This is a genomic window from Streptomyces sp. NPDC001373, from assembly GCF_042895815.1.
Taxonomy (GTDB): Bacteria; Actinomycetota; Actinomycetes; order Streptomycetales; family Streptomycetaceae; genus Streptomyces.
Genome location: NZ_JBIAWQ010000022.1, coordinates 22990 through 43676, shown reverse-complemented (window position 1 = coordinate 43676; position 20687 = coordinate 22990). Strand labels below are relative to the sequence as shown.

Below are 20687 nucleotides of genomic sequence, written 5' to 3'. Positions count from 1 at the left end.
TGACTCGTCCGGCCAACCGTGTTTCGGGAATCCGCGGACGCGTGGTTCTCGCGACGGCGGGCGTGGCCCTCGGACTCGGAACGGCGGTCGCCGGTTTCGCCACCCACGCCGCCCAGGACGTCTCCCCCGCGGGTTCCGTCAGCCACCTGCGCTCCGGCGACGTCGGCTGGAACCTCGTGAACCCGCACGTCGCCGCCGGTGAGAACGGTGAGGCGGGCGACGTCGGCTGGAACAACCCGCAGCCCGCGACCACCCCGGCGCCCACCCCCACCTCCACCGACGACGTTGGCTGGAACTGATCGCCCACCGACGCCCCGTCCTGCACTGCATCACCTCCCGCCACTGACCGACCGGCAAAGGAATGGCTGATCCTCGTGGTTGCCTCCCCCTGGTTCCTGACCTCCGAGACCGCCGCAGGCCCCGCCCCCGCCGCCGTCCGCGTCTACTGCTTCCCGCACGCCGGCGGGAACCCCCGGACCTTCCTCGGGTGGCAGCCGGCACTGGAGGGCGACGCGCTGATCGCCGCCGTCTGCCCGCCCGGCCGCGGCCACCGCTTCCGCGAGCCGGCCCTCGCCTCCCTCCCCGCCCTCGCCGACGGCGCCGCGGCCGCCATCGCCCTCGCCGACGACACCACCGGCCGTCGCCCCTTCCTCCTCTTCGGCCACAGCTTCGGCGCGGCCCTGGCCTTCGAGGTGGCCCGCCGCCTGGACGGCCTGCGCGGCTTCGCCGGTCTCGTCGCCTCCGGATGCGCGGCCCCCTCCCTGCTGCCCACCCCCCGCGTCGTCGAGACGGCCCGCCTGGAAGGCCGCGCCTTCACGGAGGCCGTCGGCTTCTTCGGCGGTCTGCCGCCCGAGGTGATGCGCGACGAGGCCGTACAGGAACTCCTCCTGCCGCACCTGAAGGCCGACTTCCGCATGGTCGCCGCCCACCGCTACCGCCCGGGCCCCCCGCTGAGCGTCCCGGTCACCCTGCTCAACGGCACGGACGACCCGCACGTCGGCCCCGCCGCGCTCGACCCCTGGTCCCGCGAATGCGCCGCCCCGCCCCGGCGCCACTGGGCGGTCGGCGGCCACTTCTACTTCGAGGACAGGCCGGACGCCGCCACCTCCCTGCTGCGCTCCCTGGCCCGTACGGCAGCGGCGGCCGCGAAGGTGACGAAGCCGGTGGCTTCGGGATCAACCGCCCGCGGTGATGAGTACGTTGAGCTGATCTGACGGCCCGCCCGACGTACGACGGCACCCCCAGCGAGGACCCCTCATGACCCACAGCCCCAGCACCGACCCCGCCGCCCGACTCCGGCGCGGGGAGGCCTTCCGGGACCTGCACACCGGCCCCGGCCCCTTCGTCGTCCCCAACCCCTGGGACGCCGGCAGCGCCCGCATCCTGGCCTCCTTCGGCTTCGCCGCCCTCGCCACCACCGGGGCGGGCCTCGCCCACAGCCTCGGCCGCCCCGACGGCGCCAACCGGCTGACCCGCGAGGAGCTCCTCGCCAACGCCACCGCCATCGTGGACGCCACCGGACTGCCCGTCACGGCCGACCTGGAGAGCGGCTTCGGCGAGCGCCCCGAGGACGTCGCCGAGACCATCCGCCTCGCCGCCGAGGCAGGCCTGTCCGGAGGCTCCGTCGAGGACGCCACCGGCCGCGACGAGGACCCGCTGCGTCCGCTCGGCGAGGCCGTCGAGCGGGTCGCCGCCGCCGTCGAGGCGGCCAAGGGGCTCGGCTTCCCCTTCACCGTCACCGCCCGCGCCGAGAACTTCTTCCTGGGCCGGCCCGACCTCGACGACACCATCCGCCGCCTCCGGGCGTACGAGGCCGCCGGCGCCGACGTGCTCTACGCGCCGGCGCTGCCCGACGCCGAGTCGGTCCGCGCCGTCTGCGCCGCCGTCTCCCGGCCCGTCAACGTCCTGATGACCGGCGCCCTGAAGCTCTCCGTCGCCGAACTCGGCGCCCTCGGCGTACGCCGCGTCAGCACCGGCTCCGCCCTGTCCCGTGCCGCGCTCGGCGCCCTCACCCGCGCCGCCCGCGAGATCACCGGGCCGGGCACCTTCGGCTTCGGTGCGGACGCCCTCCCGTACGCCGAGGCCAACGCGCTCCTGGCGGCCCCGGCAGCCGCCACCGTGCCCGGGTCCGCCGCCACCGTGTCCGCCGCCCCCGCCCCGAACGCCCCGTCCGCCGCCGACCGAGAGAGCGATCCGGCACCGTGAGCCTTCCGTACGCGACACCCACCGCGCCCGCCGGCCCGGGGGCCCGACAGGCCCCCGCCGCCGTCCACCTGTCCGCGCCCCACTACGTCCTCGGCGAGCTCCGCTGCGACCACACCACGGTCGAGGGCCTGCGCGAACGCGCCCGCCGGTTCGGCATGCCGCCCCGCGCCGACCTGTGGGGCTGGGGCTCGGTGTACCGCACGGCCAAGTCCCTGGAGACCCTCGCCGCCGAGACCGCCCGCGCCACCCTCGACGGCGCGGGCGCCGCCCCGGCCGACGTGGACTGCCTCCTCCTGTGCTCCACCCGCTTCCCCGGCGGCCCGCGCACCCACGGCGCCTTCGTCGAGAACGTGATGGCCGCCACCGGCCTCGGCGCCGCCGCCTTCACCGGCCTCACCCTCGGCCGCTGCGCCAACCTCCTCGCCGGGATCCGCACCGCACAGGCGTACGTGGCCTCCGGCATGCACCGCACGGTCATGGTCGTCACCGCCGACCGGATCACCGACGAGTCCGCCCGCATGGAGAACTTCGCCCTCTTCAGCGACGGCGCCGCCTCCTGCCTGGTCAGCGCCGACCCGCTCGGCCCCCACGCCTACGAGGTCGTCGCGGGCGCCGGGGCCCAGGACCCGGCCGGACTCGACTGGTCCAACGAGATCAGCTCCGACCTGGCCCGAGAGGTCAACCGGCAGATCCTCGACGCGGCCGGCATGAAGATCGGCGACATCCAGGGCGTGCTCCACGCCAACCTCTACAAGCCCCTCGTCGTCCTCAAGGAACGCCAGGCCGGCTTCACCCGCGAGCAGCTCTTCCTCGACAACATCCCGCGCCTGGGCCACTGCTTCGCCGCCGACCCGCTGATCAACCTCGTCGACCGGGCGCGGGACGGGGCCCTCAAGCCCCACGGCCACTACCTGCTGGCGTCCAGCGTCCCGGGCGTACGCATAGCCGTCCTGCTCCGCGCGCTGCCGACGGCCGCGCGCACCCCCGAAGACCCGGCCGACGCCGACGCCGACGCACCCGCAGCCGCACCCGAAGGATCCCTGGCATGAGCGCGCACCCCACCCCCGACGAGGAGACCTCCCTCGACATGGCGCGCAGCTTCTACGCGCCCGCCTTCACCCTCCCCGACCTCACCACCTCCCTGCCCTCCGGCCCCTTCGAGGCCTCCCCGGAAGGCGCGGCCGAAGCCGCCCGGATCACCGCCGGGCCGCCCGCCGGGCTCTTCCGGCGCCTGATCGCCGACCAGGAGAGCGAGGCCGTCCTCCTCGCGGCCCGCCGCGTCCTCGCCGCCTTCCTGACCCCGCCCGACGAGGCCGAGGCCCCGGCCGCCGGGTCCGACGCCCTCGGACCCGACGCCGACGCCGACGCGGACGCCGTCGCCGCCCACGTCCTGGCCGCCCGCGCCGAGTTCGCCGCCGTCCTCGCCCCGCTGCGCACCCACCCCGACCCCGAGGTCCGCACCGCCGTCCTGCGCCAGCGGGCCCCCCTCGCCCTGACCGGCGGCTGCTGGCTCGACACCCTCTCCCAGGCCGCCACCCAGCCCGCCGAGATCGTCGGCCGCCTCTTCGGCCAGCACTGGCTGCTCCAGGGCGAGGGCACCTCCGAGGCCGGCCTGCTCGGCCGCCGCCGCCGGGCCCTCATCGGCCACGGCGTTTACCTCCCCGGCGTGGAGGCCGCCTCCTTCCTCGACGAGGCCGGCGCCCGCCCGCTCACCGCCCTGCACGGCGCCTTCCACCTGGCCCTGTCCCGGCTGCCCGCCTCCTTCCTCCCCGAGGTCGTCGGCGTCCACTACGCCGCCCACGCCCTCGGCCTCGACGAACTCCTCCTCGGCACCGAGCCGATGCTCGCCGAGAGCGACGTACGGCCCGTGCTCGCCGCCTACCTCGCCTTCACCGAGGACTCCCCGACCGGCCCCGACGACCGCCGCCGCGCGCTGGCCGCCGTACGCCTCCTGCTGCGCCTGGAGCGCGAGCACACCGCCGCCCTAGCCGAGCTCGCCGCCTGGTACGACGGGCTGTCGCTGGACGCGAAGGTCGCCCGGATCGTCGAACGGCACGCCCCGCACGCCGGCCGCCAGCACTCCGCCGTACGCCTGGGCACCCGGGCGCTCACCGACTGGCTCGACACCGGCGACCTCGACGCCGCCGCCTTCGTCCGCGAACTGCGGGCCTCCCGCCAGCTGCGGCCCGCCCGCGACGGCGGTCCCTGCCGCTTCCTGAAGGCCGTCAAGTTCGGCGGACCCATGTTCGGCATCTTCGACGAGCGCGAGGCCGCCGTCCTCACCGACTGGGCCCGCGCCATCGCCGACGGCGAGCCCGCCGGGGCCGACCTCGCCCCCGCCACCGCCGGGGACGCGCCCGCCCGCGCCTGGAGCGCGCGGCTCGCCGCCGACCCCGCCGACATCCTGGTGCGCGAGCCCGAAGGCCCCGAGGACCACCGCCGGTTCTTCCACCGGCTCGTCAACTTCGAACACCACCCCAACGTGCTGCCGCTCGCCCGCGCCCGCGCCGAGGCCGGCCTCGCCGAGGCCGAGATCCTCTTCGAGCACGGGGCCGAGGGCCTGCTCACCGACGCCTCCTGGTTCCCGTACACCCCCGAGGCCCTGCTGGAACGGGTCGAACGGATCTACTGGGACAAGCTCGTGGACCCGTACGAGCCGCTCACCGAGATCCCCTCACGCGACGAGGTGGTCTTCGAGCAGTCCACGTACGCCCTGGGCAGCCTCATCGACGGCACCTGGGCCCACCGCGTCGGCAACCTCGGCCGCCGCGGCCGGCGCAGCGACGACATGCTCTTCTCCATCTACGCGGACGAGATGGGCCGCGGGGACATGGCCAAGAACCACATCACGATCATCCACAAGGTCCTGGCCAGCATGGACATGGACCTTCCGCACATCCGGCAGGAGGCCTTCCTGCACCAGGGCGACCTGCCGGACCACCTGTACGGCTTCTCCGTCCACCAGCTCTGTCTGTCGCTCTTCCCCGACACCCTCTACGACGAGATCCTCGGCTACAACCTGGGCATCGAGATGTTCGGCCTCGGCGCGATGCGGATGCACGAGATCCAGAAGCTGCGCCGGCACGGCCTCGACGTCTCCTACGAAGAGGCCCACCTGTCCATCGACAACTTCTCGGCGGGCCACGCCCGCCAGTCCGCCGACATCGTCGTCGCCCATCTCGACGAGGTCCGCCACCTCTCCGGCGAGGAGGCCGTCCAGCGCGCCTGGCGGCGGATCTGGCGCGGCTACGCCTCCTTCGCCTTCTTCATCGAACACGCCCTGGTCAAACGGGTCCGCGCCGCCGGGGCCGAGGCGGCCGGCGCCCCCGCCGAGCTGGTCATCTGAGGAGCCGGAGCATGGAACCGACCACGAGCTTCGACCCCGAGGTGCTCGCCCTCCCCTTCTACGAGGACTCCCACCGCCGCCTCGCCGCGGCGGCCGGCGCCTGGTGCGACAGCAACCGCGTCCTGTGGGAGGAGGCCCGCGCCCTCGGCCCCGACGCCGCCGGACGCCGTCTCGTGCGCGCCCTCGGCGCGGCGGGCTGGCTCACCGAACTGGACCCGCGGGGCGTCCCGGTGGACGACTTCCGGGCGGTGTGCCTGCGCCGCGAGGCCCTCGCCTACGCCGAGGACCTGGCCGACTTCGCCTTCTCCGTCCAGGCGCTGGCCGCGACCCCGCTGCTGCGCTTCGGCAGCGAGGCGCAGCGCCGCCGCTACCTGCCCGGGATGGCCGCGGGCACCCTGATCGGGGCGTTCGCGGTCTCCGAGAAGGAGGCCGGGTCCGACCTGGCGTCGGTCGGGCTGGAGGCGGTGCGCGAGCGGGACGGCTCGTACACGCTGAAGGGCCGCAAGGCGTGGATCGCGAACGGCACCATCGCGGACGTGTTCGTGGTCATCGCCCGTACGGGGGAGGGCCCGGGACCGCTGGGCCTGTCGGCATTCCTGGTGCCGGCCGCCACGCCCGGGCTGCGGGTCGAGCGGATCGACGCCATCGCCCCGCGCTCCTTCGCCCACCTCGCCTTCGAGGACTGCCGGCTGCCGGCCGACGCGGTGCTCGGGCGGCCGGGGAAGGGGTTCGTGGTCGCCGTGGACCTGCTGGAGCGGTTCCGCACGACCGTCGGCGCGGCCGCCCTCGGCTTCGCCCGGCGCGCCTTCGACACCGCCCTCGCGCACGTCCTGGCGCGGGAGGCGTACGGGTCCGTGCTCTTCGACCTCCAGCTGGTCAAGGCCCGGCTGGCCGACATGGAGGTGCAGCTGAACGCGGCCTCGCTGCTGGTGGCGCGGGCCGCCTGGGAGACCGACCGGGGCAGCCGCCGCTTCGCACGGCACTCCAACATCGCCAAGGTCCACGCCACCGAGGCCGCGCAGGAGGTGGTGGACTGCGCGGTGCAACTGCTGGGCGCGGCGGGGATCGTCCGCGACTCCGTCACCGAGCGGCTGTACCGGCAGATCCGCTCGCTGCGCATCTACGAGGGAACCTCGGAGGTCCTGCGCATGGCCATCGCGGGCTCCCTGGACATGCGCAGGGCGGCACGCGCCGCAGCCTGACCGGCCCGTACGGCCCGCCCCACCCGTAAGACCGTTCAACGAGGAGATGCAGTGAACGCCCCGAGCACCGTCGACCCCACCCCCGTCGAGGCCGTCCGCCTCGCGGACCCCTACCCCCTCTACGCGCGCCTGGTGGCCGAGCGCCCCTTCGCCTTCGACGAGGCGCTCGGGGCGTGGGTGGCCGCCGACGCGGCCGCGGTGCGCGCGGTGCTCGGCGCCGGCGCGCTGCGGGTGCGGCCGGTGGCGGAGCCCGTTCCGGCGGGCATCGCGGGGACGGCGGCCGGGGAGGTCTTCGGCGAGCTCGTACGGATGACGGACGGGGCGGCGGCGGTCCGCCTCAAGGGGGTCGTCGCGCAGGCCCTGGCCCGCGCCGACCTCGGGCGGGCCGCCGCGCTGGCCGCCCGCTTCACCCGCGAGGCGCTGGCCGGGGGCGGCGAAGTCCCGTACGAGGAGCTGATGTTCGGGGTTCCGGCCCGGGTCGTCGCGGCGCTGAGCGGCCTGGCCGACGGGGCCGACCGCGAGGCGGCCGCGGCGATCGCCGACTTCGTCCGCTGCATCCCCGCTTCCGCGACGGAGGACGACCACCGGGCGGCCGCGACGGCCGCCGCCCGCCTGCGCGAACTCCTGGGCCCGCCCCTGGCCGCCGCGTCCGCCACCGATGAGGGGTCCGCCGCCGGGGCGCTGCCCGGGGCCCGGAGCGGCCGGGAGGGCGCAGCCTCCGTCGGGGCGCCCGCTCCGGCGGGTGGCTGCGCGTACCCCGCCGGCCGGGCGGACGGCCTGCTGCGCGAGCTGGTCGCGGCCGCCGAGCGGGCCGGCTGGGAACACGCGGGGCCGCTGCTCTCCAACGCCGTCGGCTTCCTCTCGCAGACCTACGACGCCACCGCCGGCCTCATCGGGAACACCCTCGTCGCCCTCGCCCGGGGCGCCGGGGTCCCCGACACCGGGGCGCTCGTGCGCGAGGTGGTCCGCCATGACGCGCCGATCCAGAACACCCGCCGCTTCGCCGCCGGGGCGTTCACCCACGCGGGTTCCACCGTGGAGCCCGGGCAGCAGGTCCTCGTTCTCCTCGCCGCCGCCAACCGCGACCCCGCCGTCAACCCGGACCCCCACACGCTGTCACCCGGAAGGGTGAATCCGACCGTGTTCACCTTCGGTGCGGGAGCCCACCGCTGCCCGGGCGGGGAGCTGGCCGCAGCCCTTGCCACCGCCGTGGTGGACGGGCTCCGCAGGGCAGGCTGGAGCACCACAGCGACCCCCGCCTACCGCCCTCTGGCGAACGCCCGGATCCCGCTCCTCTAGCGCGCGAGAACGTCCAGGACGCAGCCCCCGCAACCGCGATCAGGCCGGGGGTCACCCACCCCCATGCCTCCAGACAGGACAAAACGCACCATGTCGGACCACACGTCAGACCGCACCCACCTCTGGATGCGGCACGAGGCCCGCTCCACCGAACGCCGCGCCCCCCTCACCCCGCAGGACGCAGCCCGCCTCGTCGAGGCCGGCGTCCGCATCACCGTCGAGGAGTCGGCCCAGCGCGCCTTCCCCCTCGCCGACTACGCCGCCGCCGGCTGCGCCACCGCCCCCGCCGGCACCTGGCACGAGAAGGCCCCCGACGACGCCTACGTCCTCGGCCTCAAGGAACTCCCCGGCGGACCCGGCGCCCCCGCCCTGCGCCACCGGCACATCTACTTCGGCCACGCCTACAAGGGCCAGTCCGGCGCCCGCGAGCTGCTCGCCCGCTTCACCACCGGCGGCGGCGCCCTGCTCGACATGGAGTACCTCACCGACGACTCCGGCCGCCGCGTCGCCGCCTTCGGCTACTGGGCCGGCTACGTGGGCGCCGCCCTCGCCGTCCTGCACCACCGCCGCGCGCTCACCACCCCGCTGGTCCCCACCGACCGCCCCGCCCTCGACGACCTCCTCGCCTCCACGGCGCCGGCCGCGGACACCACCGCCGCCCTCGTCATCGGCGCCCTCGGCCGCTGCGGCCGCGGCGCCTGCGACGCCCTCGTCCAGGCCGGCCTGGAACCCACCCGCTGGGACCTGCCCGAGACCCGCGACCTCGACCGCGCGGCCCTCCTCGGCCACGACCTCCTCGTCAACACCGTCCTGACCAGCACCCCCGTACCGCCCTTCCTGACCAAGGCCGACCTGGACGAGCCCGTCCGCCGCCTGCGCCTGGTCTCCGACGTCACCTGCGACGTCACCTCCGACTGCAACGTCCTGCCCGTCTACGACACCACCACCACCTGGGCCGAGCCCGTCCGCACCCTGCGCGAGGGCGAACGCCCCCTCGACCTGATCGCCATCGACAACCTCCCCTCCCTCCTCCCCGTCGAGGCCAGCACCGCCTTCTCCGCCGAACTCGCCCCGCACCTGCTGCGCCTGGCCGAGTGGGACGGCGTCTGGGCCCGCGCCCTGCACACCTACCGGACGGCCGTCGAAGTCCAGGAGGCACCCCTTGTCATCTGACCTGTCCGCGCCCGCCGCGGCCCCCGCGTCCGGCACCGTCCACTGGATAGGCACCGGACTGTCCACCGGCCGCTCCGGCCTCTCCCTCGTCTGCGAGCGCGCCCGCCGCGTGGTCCTGTGGGACCGCACGGCCGAGCGCGCCGCGGCCCGCCTGGCCGCCCTCGGCCTGGCGGGCCGCGCCGAGGTCCGCGCCCTCGCCCCCGCCGCCCTGGCGGCGGAGACGGGCGCGGGCGACGTCCTCGTCTCCATGCTCCCGGCCACCGAGCACACCCCCCTGCTCGGCCTGGCCGCCGACCGCGGCGCCCACTTCGCCTGCACCAGCTACACCTCCCCGGAGCTGGCCGAACAGGCGCAGCGGGCGGCCGCGCGGGCCCGTACGGTCGTCCTCACCGAGGCCGGGCTCGACCCCGGCATCGACCACCTCATGGCCCACGACCTCGTCGCCCGGGCCCGCGACGCGTTCGGCCCGTCGCCGGCGACCGCCGTGTTCACCTCCTACTGCGGAGGCCTCCCGGCGGTCCCCGGCCCGTTCCGCTACCGCTTCAGCTGGGCCCCGTACGGGGTCCTCAGCGCCCTCGGCAACCCGGCCCGCTACATCGACGGGTGCGCCGAACTCACCGCCTCGCGCCCCTGGGAGGCGACCACCCCGCTGACCCTGGCGGGCGAGGAGTTCGAGGTCTACCCCAACCGCGACAGCCTCCCCTTCGTCGCCCAGTACGGCATCCCGTACTACTGGCACCTCGACACCTTCGTCCGCGGCACGCTGCGCAACGCCGGCTGGCGCACCGCCTGGGAGGAGGTCTTCGAGACCGTCGCCGCCGGGGACCAGGACGCCGTCCGCGCCCTGGCCCACGAGCTCGCCGCCCGCCACCCGTCCGGCCCCGCCGACCTCGACCGCGTCGTGCTGTCCGTCTCGCTGGAGCTGCGCACCAGGTCGGGCGAGCGCTGGCGCGGCTCCCGCCTGCTCGACCTCACCGGCGGCCCGGACGAGTCGGCCATGGCCCGCTGCGTCTCCCTGCCCGTCGCCTACGGGGTGACGCGGATCCTGGCCGGCGCCCTCCCCGCCGGGCTGAACCGGGCCGCGGGGACGCCCCGCGAGGCCTCCCGCTGGCTGTCGTTCCTCGGCGCCCACGGACTCGCCGGCCGCTACGAGGAGACCGCCTCCACCCCCGCAGGAGTACCGGCATGACCGCCTGACGTCCCCACCCCACCCCTCCCTCACCCCACTTCCCCCTCACCTCACCCACCGCACATCGAACGAGAGGTTCCGAACCATGGGGCACGAGAGCTTCCGGCCGGGCATCACGCACTTCCGCTGCGTGGGAGTCGGCGTGGGCCCGGCCAACCTCAGCCTGGCGTCCCTGCTGCACAGCAGGCCGGACGTACCCAATCTCTTCCTCGACCGCAAGGAGTCCTTCGGCTGGCACGACGGCCAGCAGATCCCCGGCACCAGCCTCCAGGTCTCCCAGTTCAAGGACCTGGTCAGCCTGGCCGACCCCGCCAACCCCTTCTCCTTCCTCTCCTACCTGCACGCCAAGGGCCGGGTGTACCACTTCCTCAACGCCCGGTTCGACGACGTGCCGAGGCTGGAGTTCCGCAACTACCTGGCCTGGGCCAGCCGCCGCAACGAGAACGTCGTCTTCGGCGAGGGCGTCGAGGAGGTCGACTTCGACGACGGGCGCGGGGTGTTCACGGTCCGCACCGGACGCCGCACCGTCACCGCCGAGAACGTCGTCGTCGGCGTCGGCAGCCGCCCCTGGGTGCCGCCGCTGGGCGCCCACCAGCTCGGCCCCACCCAGTTCCACGTCAGCGACTACATGGCCAACGCGCAGGACGTCGGCGGCAAGCGGGTCGTGGTCATCGGCGGAGGCCAGTCCGGCGCCGAGGCCTTCCTCGACCTGATCTCCCGCGGCGGCTGGGACCTGCCCCGCCGGGTCTCGTGGATCTCGCGCCGGCAGAACTACTTCCCGATCGACGACTCGCCCTTCACCAACGACTACTACATGCCCAGCCACGCCGACTACTTCTACGGGCTGCCGCGCGAGCGCCGCCAGTCGCTGAACTCCCGCAACGTCCTCAGCAGCGACGGCATCTCCGAGTCCACCCTGCGCGAGATCTACCAGGGCATCTACGTCCACCGGTTCGTGGAGGGCAACGAGGACCTGGTCGCCCTGCACCCGGGCCGCGAGGTCTTCGACGTCCGCCCCGGCCCCTTCGGCGGCTGGGAGGTCTGCGCCCGGCACACCCAGGAGGAGCGGTCCGTGGAGAAGTTCGAGACCGACGTCATCGTCTGGGCCACGGGCTACCGGCCCGCCGCCACCGAGTTCCTCGCCCCGCTCGCCGGACGCCTGGAGCACGAGGGCGAGGAACTGCGCGTCGACGAGGACTACGCCGTCCGCTGGGACGGGCCCGCCGACCGGCGCATCTTCGTCCAGAACGGCGTCCGCGGCCAGCGCGGCCTCGCCGACCCCAACCTCAGCCTCAACGCCTGGCGCAGCCGGCGCATCGCCGACCGGCTGTGCGGCGTACGCGGGGACGAGCAGCTCGCCTCCTTCATCGAGTGGTCCTCCAAGACCCCCCAGGACGAACGGTGGACCGCCTGATGACCACGGACCGCGCCGGCTCCTGCCGCCCCCTGTCCACCGACCCCGAGGCCCACCCCGCGCCCACGGCCCCGCCGCAGCCCCCGGCCGGTCCCTCCCTGCCGGCCGACACCGCCGTTCCCGCCGTGACCGGCATGCCGTCCGGGTCCGCGACCGGTCCCGCCGCCGGCCCCACCACCGCCCCCGCCTACCGCACCACCGCGCCCCACGCCGGCGGGCCCACCGGGGCCCGGACCGACGTCGCCGTCGTCGGCGCCGGCATCCTCGGCGTCCTCGTCGCCCGCGAGGTCCTCGCCCGCGACCCCGCCGCCACCGTCACCGTCCTCGACCGGGACATGATCGGCTCCGGCGCCACCCGCCGCTCCGCCGGACTGCACTTCCCGCGCGGGGCCAACGACGCCGTCCGCGCCCTGGCCGCCGAGAGCGAGCGCTTCTACGCCGACCTCCACACCGCCCGCCCCGACCTGCCCATCCACCCCGTCGACATGACCGTCCTCGCGCCCGAGTCCGCCGAGGAGGCCCTGCGCGAGGCCTACCTCCCCGAGGCCAAGCTCCGCTGGACCGCCGAACTGCCCCCCTGCGTCCCCGTCCTGCCGAAGGATTTCGGGGCCTGGGAGGGCGACGGCTGCCAGCACGCCGACGTCCACGCCCTCACCCAGTTCCTCGCCGCCGAACTGCGCCCCGCCGTCTCCTTCCGCGAGGGCGTCGCCGTCGAGACCGCCGCCGCCGGCCCCGGCGGCACCCGGCTCACCCTGACCGGCGGCGCCACCCTCGACGCCGGACACGTCGTCATCGCCCCCGGCCCCTGGACCGGCGAACCCGCCTGGCGCGAACTCGTCGCCCCGCTCGGGACCCGGATCAAGAAGGTCGTCGCCCTGCACGTGGACACGGCACCCGCCCCCGGGGACCGGGCGGTCGTCCTGCACGAGGAGGACGCCTTCCTGCTGCCCGTCCACCACCGGGGCCACTGGCTGCTCAGCTACACCTGCCGCGAGTGGGACGTCGACCCCGCCACCGTCGACCCGGCCGTCACCGCCGGCCACCTGCGCGAAGGCCGCGCCCTCCTCACCCGCTACGCCCCCGCCCTGGCCGCCCACTGCCGGTCGGGCCGGGTGTTCTGCGACGCGTACGGGCCCGACGGCACGCCCCTGGCCACCGCCCTCGACCCCTACGGCCGGCTCGTCTTCGCGGGCGCCGCCGGCGGCTCCGGCTACCGCCTGGCCCCGGCGCTCGCCGCCCGCGCCGTCGACCTGATCCCCTCCCTCCCGTCCCCGCGAAAGGCCACGACATGATCATCGCGAGTTATGACGACGACGTGCTGGAGCAGGCGTTCGGCATCGACATGAGCGGTGTGGAGGGCCTCGGGACCGGCGCCGGATGGGGCCGGGTCGCCCCCGGCCGGGCCACCGACGACCACCACCACGACGAGACCGAACTGTTCGTCATCGTCTCCGGCCGCGGCCGCTTCCTCATCGGCGGCGAACACCACGAGGCCGCCCCCGGCACCGTCGTCCTCTTCGAGCCCTTCGAGTCCCACGTCCTGGAGAACACCGCCGAGGACGGCACCGACCTGGTCTTCTTCACCCAGTACTGGCGCGACGCCCAGCGGGCCGCGCAGGCCGCCTCCGCACCCCACCGCACCGGCTTCGGCGACCGCCCCGTCTTCGTCTTCTCCACTCCGCCCACCCCCAACGGCGACCTGCACCTGGGCCACCTCGCCGGCCCCTACCTCGGCGCCGACGCCTTCACCCGCTTCCAGCGCATGAACGGCACCGAGGCCTACCACCTCACCGGCAGCGACGACTACCAGAGCTACGTCGTCGGCGCCGCCCGCCGCGACGGCCGCAGCCCCGCCGAGACCGCCGCCCACTACAGCGCCGAGATCGCCGAGACCCTGCGGCTGATGGACATACCCCTCGACCAGTACACCGTCACCGACCAGGACCCCGGCTACCGCCAGGGCCTCCAGGACTTCTTCAGCCGGATCGTCGCCTCCGGCGAGATCACCGTCAGCGAGCACGACGCCCTCTACGACGCCCTCAGCGGCGCGTACCTCTACGAGGCCGACGTGACCGGCGGCTGCCCCGGCTGCGGCGCCACCACCTCCGGCAACCTCTGCGAGGAATGCGGCGAACCCAACACCGTCGCCGACCTCGCCGAACCCCGCTCCGCCTCCACCGGCAGCGCACCCCGCCCGGCCCCCGCCGCCCGCTGGACCCTGCCCCTGCACGCCTACGCCGGCGACGTCCGCGCCCACCACCGGCGCGGCCGCGTCCCCGCCCGGCTGCGCGAACTCGCCGACCGGCTCTTCCGCCGCCCCGCCCTCGACCTCCCCCTCACCCACCCCTCCGGCTGGGGCGTCGAACCCCGCGAGGGCGACACCGACGGACAGGTCATCTGGGTCTGGCCCGAGATGAGCTACGGCTTCCTGCACGGCATCCAGTCACTCGGCGCCCGCCTCGGCCGCCCCTGGAAGGCCGCAGAGCCCAGCGCGGACTGGAAGATCGTCCACTTCTTCGGCTACGACAACAGCTTCTACCACTCCGTGCTCTACCCGGTCCTCTACCAGCTCGCCCACCCCGGCTGGACCCCCGACATCGACTACCACGTCAACGAGTTCTACCTGCTGGAGGGCGAGAAGTTCTCCACCAGCCGCCGGCACGCCATCTGGGGCAAGGAGGTCCTCACCCCCGACACCGTCGACGCCGTCCGCTACTTCCTTGCCACCACCCGCCCCGAGGGCAGCCGCACCGACTTCCGGCGCGCCGCCTACGAGGCCGTCCTCGCCGACACCCTCATCGGCACCTGGCAGCAGTGGCTGACCGACCTCGGCGCCCGCGTCGCCAAGCACCACGGCGGCCGCGCTCCCGACGCCGGCAACTGGACCCCCGAGCACACCGCCTTCCTCGCCCGCCTCGGCACCCGCCTCGACGCCGTCACCGGAGCCCTCGGCAACGACTCCTTCTCCCTCGCCCAGGCCGCCGCCGAACTCGACGGCATCGTCCGCGACACCGTCCGCTTCACCCGCGCCGAAGGCCTCCTCACCGACACGCCCGGCTGGGAGGACGAGAACCGCACCGCCGTCGCCCTCGAACTGGCCGCCGCCCGCCTCCTCGCGCACGCCTCCGCCCCGGTCATGCCCCGGTTCGCCGCCCGGCTGGCGGCCGCCCTCGGCACCGACAGCCCGCGCACGTGGCCCCGTACCGTCGAACTCCTCACCCCCGGCGCCGCCGTCGACCTCGCCGACGCCGTCTTCTTCCAGCCCTCCCCGGCCGCGCGCCGGGCGGAGGGAGCCGCCCAGGCCGAGCCCGCCCTCACCCCCTGGCTCACCCAGGTGGCCCGCACCGCCCTGCGCCTCGGCGCCGACGAGCAGATCGCCCACCGCACCCTCACCCAGCTCGCGGCCGGATCCCTCCAGGCCGTCACCGTCCAGTACCAGATCCTCGACGCCCTCGACGTCGACCTGTCCATGGACGAACTCCTGCACGGCGGCACCCTCGCGGAGCTCGCCGCCGTCATCGCCGAGCGCGCCGAGCCCTCCGCCGTCGCCGCCCTGACCTCGGGGGAGGCCCGATGAACCAGCACCGCCACGTCCTGCGCGAGATAGCCGAGCGCGGACTGACCATCAGCCTCGCCGACGGCGACCTGCGCCTCCAGGGCAACCGCGAACGGATGGACCCCGAGTTCATCGCCCGCGTCAGAGACGCCAAACCCGCCCTCGTCGCCCACCTGGAGCGCGAGGCCGACCACGGCCCCGGCTTCCCCCTCACCCCCCTCCAGCGCAGCTACTACCTCGGCCGCGGCGGCGTCTTCGAGGTCGGCGACGTCTCCAGCCACGTCTTCCACGAGATCGAGGGCGACTGGGACATCGACCGGCTCCAGGCCTCCCTCGACACCGTCGTCGCCGCCCACAGCGGCCTGCGCTCCCGCTTCCTGTCCGACGAACGCCAGGCCACCCAGTACGGCGACCTCGCCCCGCGCATCGGCGTCCTCGACCTGCGCTCCCACACCCCCCGCCAGCAGGACGCCATCCGTGCCCAGCTCCGCGAGATGCGCTCCCACCAGGTCCTGCCCGCCGACCAGGCCCCCCTGCTCACCGTCGACGCCACCATCCTCGACGACGACAGGATGCTCCTCCACGTCGGCCACGACGGGCTCGTCATGGACGGCATCAGCATGTTCCTCTTCTTCCGCGCCTGGTGGCACGCCTACCAGAGCCCCGGCGCCGACGTCCACGAGGAACTCCCCTACGAGGACTACCTCGCCGCCCTCGAAGCGGCCCGCGACAAGGCCCCCGCCCGCCGCTCCCGCGCCTACTGGCTGGAACGCGCCGACGACCTCGCCCCCCACCCCGACCTGCCGCTGCGCACCAGCCCCGCCGCCCTGACCGAGACCCGCTTCACCCCGCGCCGCGTCACCCTCGACCGCACCGTCTGGACCGCCCTCAAGGACCGCGCCGCGGCCGTCGGCCTGACCCCCTCCGCCCTGCTGCTCGCCGCCTACGCCGAAACCCTCGCCACCTGGGGCGCCGGCGAGCGGTTCACCCTCACCACCACCGTCGCCCACCGCCCGCCCGTCCACCCCCGCGTCTTCGAGGCCATCGGCCAGTTCTCCGACACCCTCCTCGTCGAGGCCGAGGTCGACCGGGCCCTGACCTTCGCCGACCGCGCCCAGCTCCTCCAGGCCCGGCTGCACACCGACATCGACCACCGGCACTTCTCCGGCGTCGAGGTGCTGCGCGAACTCGCCCGGCGCCGCGGCGGGGTCACCGCCGCGCGCATGCCGTACACCTTCAACAGCGCCATCGGACACGTCAGCAGCGAGGTCGACGGCTCCGCCCTGGAACTCTTCGGCAAGGAGGTCTACTCCGTCAGCCAGACCCCCCAGGTATGGCTCAACGCCTTCGCCATGGAGCAGCACGGCGCCCTCGTCGTCCAGCTCGACGGCATCGACGAACTGTTCTGCGAAGGCCTCCTCGACGACCTCGCGCACGGCTACCGCACCCTCCTCGAAACCCTCGTCGACGAGGCCTCCTGGCAGCTCCACGCCTTCGACCTGCTGCCGCCCGCCCAGCGCGAGCGCCGCACCGCCGCCAACGACACCGCCGTCGCACTCCCCGACGAGATGCTCGGCGACGCCATCGTGGCCCGGGCCGCCCTCAGCCCCGCCGCCCCCGCGATCCTCACCTCGGACCGCACCGTCAGCTACGGCGAACTCCTGCACCGGGCCGCCACCGCCGCCACCTGGCTGCGCGCCCAGGGCGTCGGCCGCGGCGAACTCGTCGGCCTCGTCTGCCACCGCGGGCCCGAGCAGATCGTCGGCATCCTCGCCACCGTCCTCGCCGGAGCCGCCTACCTGCCCGTGGACGCCGGCCTGCCCGCCGCCCGCCAGGAGTACATGCTCGCCGACGGCCGGGTCCGCTGCGTGCTCACCAACACCGGCCGGCCCTCCGACGACACCGTCGCCGCCTTCGACCTCACCCGGCCCTGCTCCGGCCGCGCCGAACTCCCCGACCGGCTCCCCGGATCCCACCCGGACGACCTCGCGTACGTGCTGTACACCTCCGGCACCACCGGCGCCCCCAAGGGCGTCATGGTCAGCCACCGCAGCGTCGCCAACCTCGTCGCCGACTGCCACCACCGCTTCGGGATCACCGCCGAGGACCGGTTCATGGCCGTCAGCGCCTTCCACTTCGACCTGTCCGTCTGGGACGTCTTCGGCGCCCTCTCGGCCGGCGCCGCCCTCGTCATGCCCGACCGCGACAAGGCCACCGACCCCGCCCACTGGCTCGAACTGTGCTGGCTCTACGGGGTCAGCGTGTGGAACTCCGTCCCCGCCATCGTCGGCCTCCTGCACGGCCAGGCCCGCTCCGACGGCGACGTACCGCCGGGGCTGCGCCTGGTCATGATGAGCGGCGACCGGATCCCGCCCGCCCTGCCCGCACAACTGCGCGAGCTCGTGCCCGGCCTGGAGGTGGTCTCCCTCGGCGGCCCCACCGAGACCACCGTCTGGAACATCCTGCACCCCGTCGGGGAGGACGAGGACGGGTCCGCGTCCATCCCCTACGGCCGCCCCAACTCCAACAACCGCGCCTACGTCATCGACCGCGACGGCCTCGACGCCCCCGACTGGGTCACCGGCGAGATCACCGCCGCCGGCACGGGACTGGCCCGCGGCTACTGGGGCGACCCCGAGCGCACCGCCGAGCGCTTCTACGAGGACACCGCCCGCGGGGAGCGCATGTACCGCACCGGAGACCTCGGCCGGTACCTGCCCGACGGCAGCATCCAGATCCTCGGCCGCAGCGACTTCCAGATCAAGATCAACGGCTACCGGATCGAGGCCGGCGAGGTCGAGACCCGCCTCGCCGCCCTCGCCGAGATCGCCCGGGCCGTCGTAGCCCCCCAGGGCAACCGGCTCGTCGCCCACCTCGTCCCCTCCGGCGGCCACCGCCCCCACCTGTCCGAGATCCGCCAGGCCCTGCGCGCCGACCTGCCGGACCACATGCTGCCGGCGGCCGTGCTCTGGCACGAGGAGTTCCCGCTCACCCGCAACGGCAAGGTCGACCGCACGCGGCTGGCCGAACTCGGCGCCCAGGCGCCCGCCGCCGGCCGCGCGTCGGGCGGCAGCGCCCCCGCCACCCAGGCGGAGAAGATCCTCTGCGACATCTGGTCCACCGTCCTGCGCCGCCCCGACGTCGGCGCCCTGGACACCCTGACCTCCCTCGGCGGCGACTCCATCGCGGCCGCCCGCATCCTGACCGCCACCCGCAAGCGCTTCGGCGTCACCCTCACCCTCGACCAGTTCACCGAACTGGACACGGTCCGCGCGATGGCCACCGCCCTCATGCCGAAGGGGGCCTGATGTCCCCCGAGCAGCGCGGGGAACCACGCGCCCAACCCCAGCCCCGCCAGGGGCGCGGGGAACTGCGCGCCCGGCCCCAGCCGACCGGCACCCGTCCGACGACGCTCCCACCCCAGGGGCGCGGGGAACTGCGCGACCAGCCCCACTCGACCCGCACCCGACCGACCACACCCCCGGCGGAGCCGGAGACGATCCGCCGGATCGTCGACGGCCCGCCCCCGACGACCGGCCACCTCCACGTCGCCCGCCTGGACGGCACCCGGACCATCCCCCTGCACGAGCTCCACGACCGCGCGAACCGCCTCGCCCGCCACCTGCGGAGCACCCACGGCATCGGCCCCGGCCACCGCATCGGCATCCTCGCCGCCAACAGCCTCGAATGGGTCCTCCTCGACCTGGCCGCCCTGCGGCTCGGCGCGCAGACCGCCGGCCTGGAACCCGGCAAGTTCACCCCCTCCGCCGAACTCGCCGACCGCTACGCCCTGCACCTGCTCTGCACCGACCAGCCCGCCGACGGAGTCCCCGGCGTCCTCCCCATGGACGAGGTCCTGGCCCTGACCGAGCCCGGCCCCGGCCCCGCCCCCGACGTGCCCCTCCCGCCCGTCACCTGGGACGCCGGCGACGTCACCACCATCAAGTTCACCTCCGGCAGCACCGGCGTCCCCAAGGGCCTCGGCGCCACCGCCGGCAGCATCGACAGCTCCCTCACCGCCGTCCAGGAGATCTTCGAACACACCCCCGACGACCACCTCTTCGTCTTCCTGCCCCTCTCCCTCCTCCAGCAGCGCTACTGGGTCTACTCCGCCCTCCTCCACGGCCACGACGTCACCGTCACCACCTACGAGGCCGCCTTCGCCGCCCTGCGCCGCGTCCGCCCCACCGTCGTCATGGGCGTCCCCGCCTTCTACGAGACCGCCCGCCGCCAGATCGGGGCCCGCCTGCGCCGCACCCCCGCCCAGAGCCCCGAACAGGCTGCCCGCGCCCTCTTCGGCGACCGCATCCGCTACCTGTGGACCGGCTCCGCTCCCGCCTCCCCGGCCGTGCTCCGCTTCTTCCACCACGAGGCCCGCCTGCCCCTCTACGAGGGCTACGGGCTCAACGAGACCTGCATCGTCACCAAGAACCACCCCGGCGCCCACCGCGAGGGAAGCGTCGGACGGGCCGTCCGCGGCAAGGAGGTGCTCATCGGCGACGACGGGGTCATCAGCGTCCGCAGCACCCACCCGGTCAACAACCACTACACCTACGCCCGCCCCGGCGACTCCGAGAAGGTCTTCTCGCCCGACGGGACCGTCCGCACCGGCGACCTCGGCCACCTCGACGAGGACGGCTACCTCTTCGTCCACGGCCGCGCCGACGACGTCATCGTCCTCGACAACGGAAGGAAGGTCATCGTCCGGCCCATCGAGGAACTCATGCGCGCCGACCCGGCCATCGCCGAATGCGTACTGTTCAGCCCCACCCAGACCGACCTCGTCGCCGTGGTCTCCCCGGCCGCCGCCCCCGCCGACCACGCGGCCATCGCCGCCCGCCTCGCCGCCGTCAACGCCGCCACCACCCCCGACGAGCGCATCAGCCGGGTCCTCGTCGCCGACCCGCCGTTCAGCATCGAGGGCGGCCTGCTGACCTCCCAGTACAAGCCGAAGCGCCCCGACATCCGGGCCGCCTACCACGCCCCGCTGCACTCCCAGGAGGCCGGAATCCATGCCTGACACCACCGCCGCGCACACCCTCGTCGAGGACGCCGCCCGCGACCAGCTCGCCCTCGTCCTGGTCCCCGAGGTCCCCGCCGAGGAGATCGACCCCGACGCCGACATGGTCGCCGCCTACGGGCTGACCTCCCTCAACAAGGTCCTCTTCCTCACCGAGGTCTGCGAGGAGACCGGCGTGGACCTCGCCCACTTCACCGAGCACGACCTCGCCGACATGAAGACCCTCCGCGACGTCACCGCCGCTCTCGCCCGCCACCACCACGCCACCACCGGAGCCTGAACC

Annotated in this window: 15 protein-coding genes; all 15 read left to right on the top strand. The window is 74.8% G+C overall.

Features of this window, described 5'->3' with window-relative positions; genetic code table 11:
* Positions 1-41: 41 nt before the first annotated feature.
* The gene (locus tag ACFY15_RS32140) at positions 42-299 is read left to right on the top strand and encodes a hypothetical protein (protein WP_390690613.1); all 258 of its coding nucleotides are present in this window, start codon (positions 42-44) and stop codon (positions 297-299) included.
* A gap of 75 nt (positions 300-374) precedes the next feature.
* The gene (locus ACFY15_RS32135; protein WP_390690612.1) at positions 375-1214 is read left to right on the top strand and encodes a thioesterase II family protein; all 840 of its coding nucleotides are present in this window, start codon (positions 375-377) and stop codon (positions 1212-1214) included.
* Positions 1215-1257: 43 nt separating this feature from the next.
* Entirely contained in the window at positions 1258-2205 is a 948-nt protein-coding gene (locus tag ACFY15_RS32130; protein ID WP_390690611.1) for an isocitrate lyase/phosphoenolpyruvate mutase family protein, read from the top strand.
* Complete coding sequence (locus ACFY15_RS32125) at positions 2202-3254, top strand: 3-oxoacyl-ACP synthase (RefSeq protein WP_390690610.1); 1053 nt, start codon at positions 2202-2204, stop codon at positions 3252-3254. The genes ACFY15_RS32130 and ACFY15_RS32125 overlap by 4 nt, the downstream gene beginning before the upstream one ends.
* The gene (locus ACFY15_RS32120; protein ID WP_390690609.1) at positions 3251-5551 is read left to right on the top strand and encodes an iron-containing redox enzyme family protein; all 2301 of its coding nucleotides are present in this window, start codon (positions 3251-3253) and stop codon (positions 5549-5551) included. The genes ACFY15_RS32125 and ACFY15_RS32120 overlap by 4 nt, the downstream gene beginning before the upstream one ends.
* Before the next feature lie 11 nt (positions 5552-5562).
* Complete coding sequence (locus ACFY15_RS32115) at positions 5563-6753, top strand: acyl-CoA dehydrogenase family protein (protein ID WP_390690608.1); 1191 nt, start codon at positions 5563-5565, stop codon at positions 6751-6753.
* Positions 6754-6804: 51 nt separating this feature from the next.
* The gene (locus ACFY15_RS32110) at positions 6805-8052 is read left to right on the top strand and encodes a cytochrome P450 (protein ID WP_390826561.1); all 1248 of its coding nucleotides are present in this window, start codon (positions 6805-6807) and stop codon (positions 8050-8052) included.
* Positions 8053-8142: 90 nt separating this feature from the next.
* Positions 8143-9225 carry a saccharopine dehydrogenase gene (locus ACFY15_RS32105; RefSeq protein ID WP_390826560.1) on the top strand — a complete coding sequence of 361 codons (1083 nt, stop codon included), beginning with the start codon at positions 8143-8145 and terminating at the stop codon, positions 9223-9225.
* Positions 9215-10414, top strand: coding sequence for a saccharopine dehydrogenase C-terminal domain-containing protein (locus ACFY15_RS32100; RefSeq protein WP_390826559.1), 1200 nt, complete (start codon positions 9215-9217; stop codon positions 10412-10414). The genes ACFY15_RS32105 and ACFY15_RS32100 overlap by 11 nt, the downstream gene beginning before the upstream one ends.
* A gap of 85 nt (positions 10415-10499) precedes the next feature.
* Positions 10500-11828 carry a lysine N(6)-hydroxylase/L-ornithine N(5)-oxygenase family protein gene (locus ACFY15_RS32095; RefSeq protein ID WP_390690604.1) on the top strand — a complete coding sequence of 443 codons (1329 nt, stop codon included), beginning with the start codon at positions 10500-10502 and terminating at the stop codon, positions 11826-11828.
* Positions 11828-13120: an NAD(P)/FAD-dependent oxidoreductase gene (locus tag ACFY15_RS32090; RefSeq protein WP_390826558.1), complete on the top strand. Its 1293-nt coding sequence runs from the start codon at positions 11828-11830 to the stop codon at positions 13118-13120. Before ACFY15_RS32095 ends, ACFY15_RS32090 begins: the two co-directional genes overlap by 1 nt.
* Complete coding sequence (locus tag ACFY15_RS32085) at positions 13117-15405, top strand: class I tRNA ligase family protein (RefSeq protein WP_390826557.1); 2289 nt, start codon at positions 13117-13119, stop codon at positions 15403-15405. Before ACFY15_RS32090 ends, ACFY15_RS32085 begins: the two co-directional genes overlap by 4 nt.
* The gene (locus ACFY15_RS32080) at positions 15402-18692 is read left to right on the top strand and encodes an amino acid adenylation domain-containing protein (RefSeq protein ID WP_390826556.1); all 3291 of its coding nucleotides are present in this window, start codon (positions 15402-15404) and stop codon (positions 18690-18692) included. Before ACFY15_RS32085 ends, ACFY15_RS32080 begins: the two co-directional genes overlap by 4 nt.
* On the top strand, positions 18692-20404 hold the full coding sequence (locus ACFY15_RS32075) for an AMP-binding protein (RefSeq protein ID WP_390690600.1): 1713 nt from the start codon (positions 18692-18694) through the stop codon (positions 20402-20404). Before ACFY15_RS32080 ends, ACFY15_RS32075 begins: the two co-directional genes overlap by 1 nt.
* Positions 20397-20684: an acyl carrier protein gene (locus ACFY15_RS32070; RefSeq protein ID WP_390690599.1), complete on the top strand. Its 288-nt coding sequence runs from the start codon at positions 20397-20399 to the stop codon at positions 20682-20684. Before ACFY15_RS32075 ends, ACFY15_RS32070 begins: the two co-directional genes overlap by 8 nt.
* Positions 20685-20687: the final 3 nt, after the last annotated feature.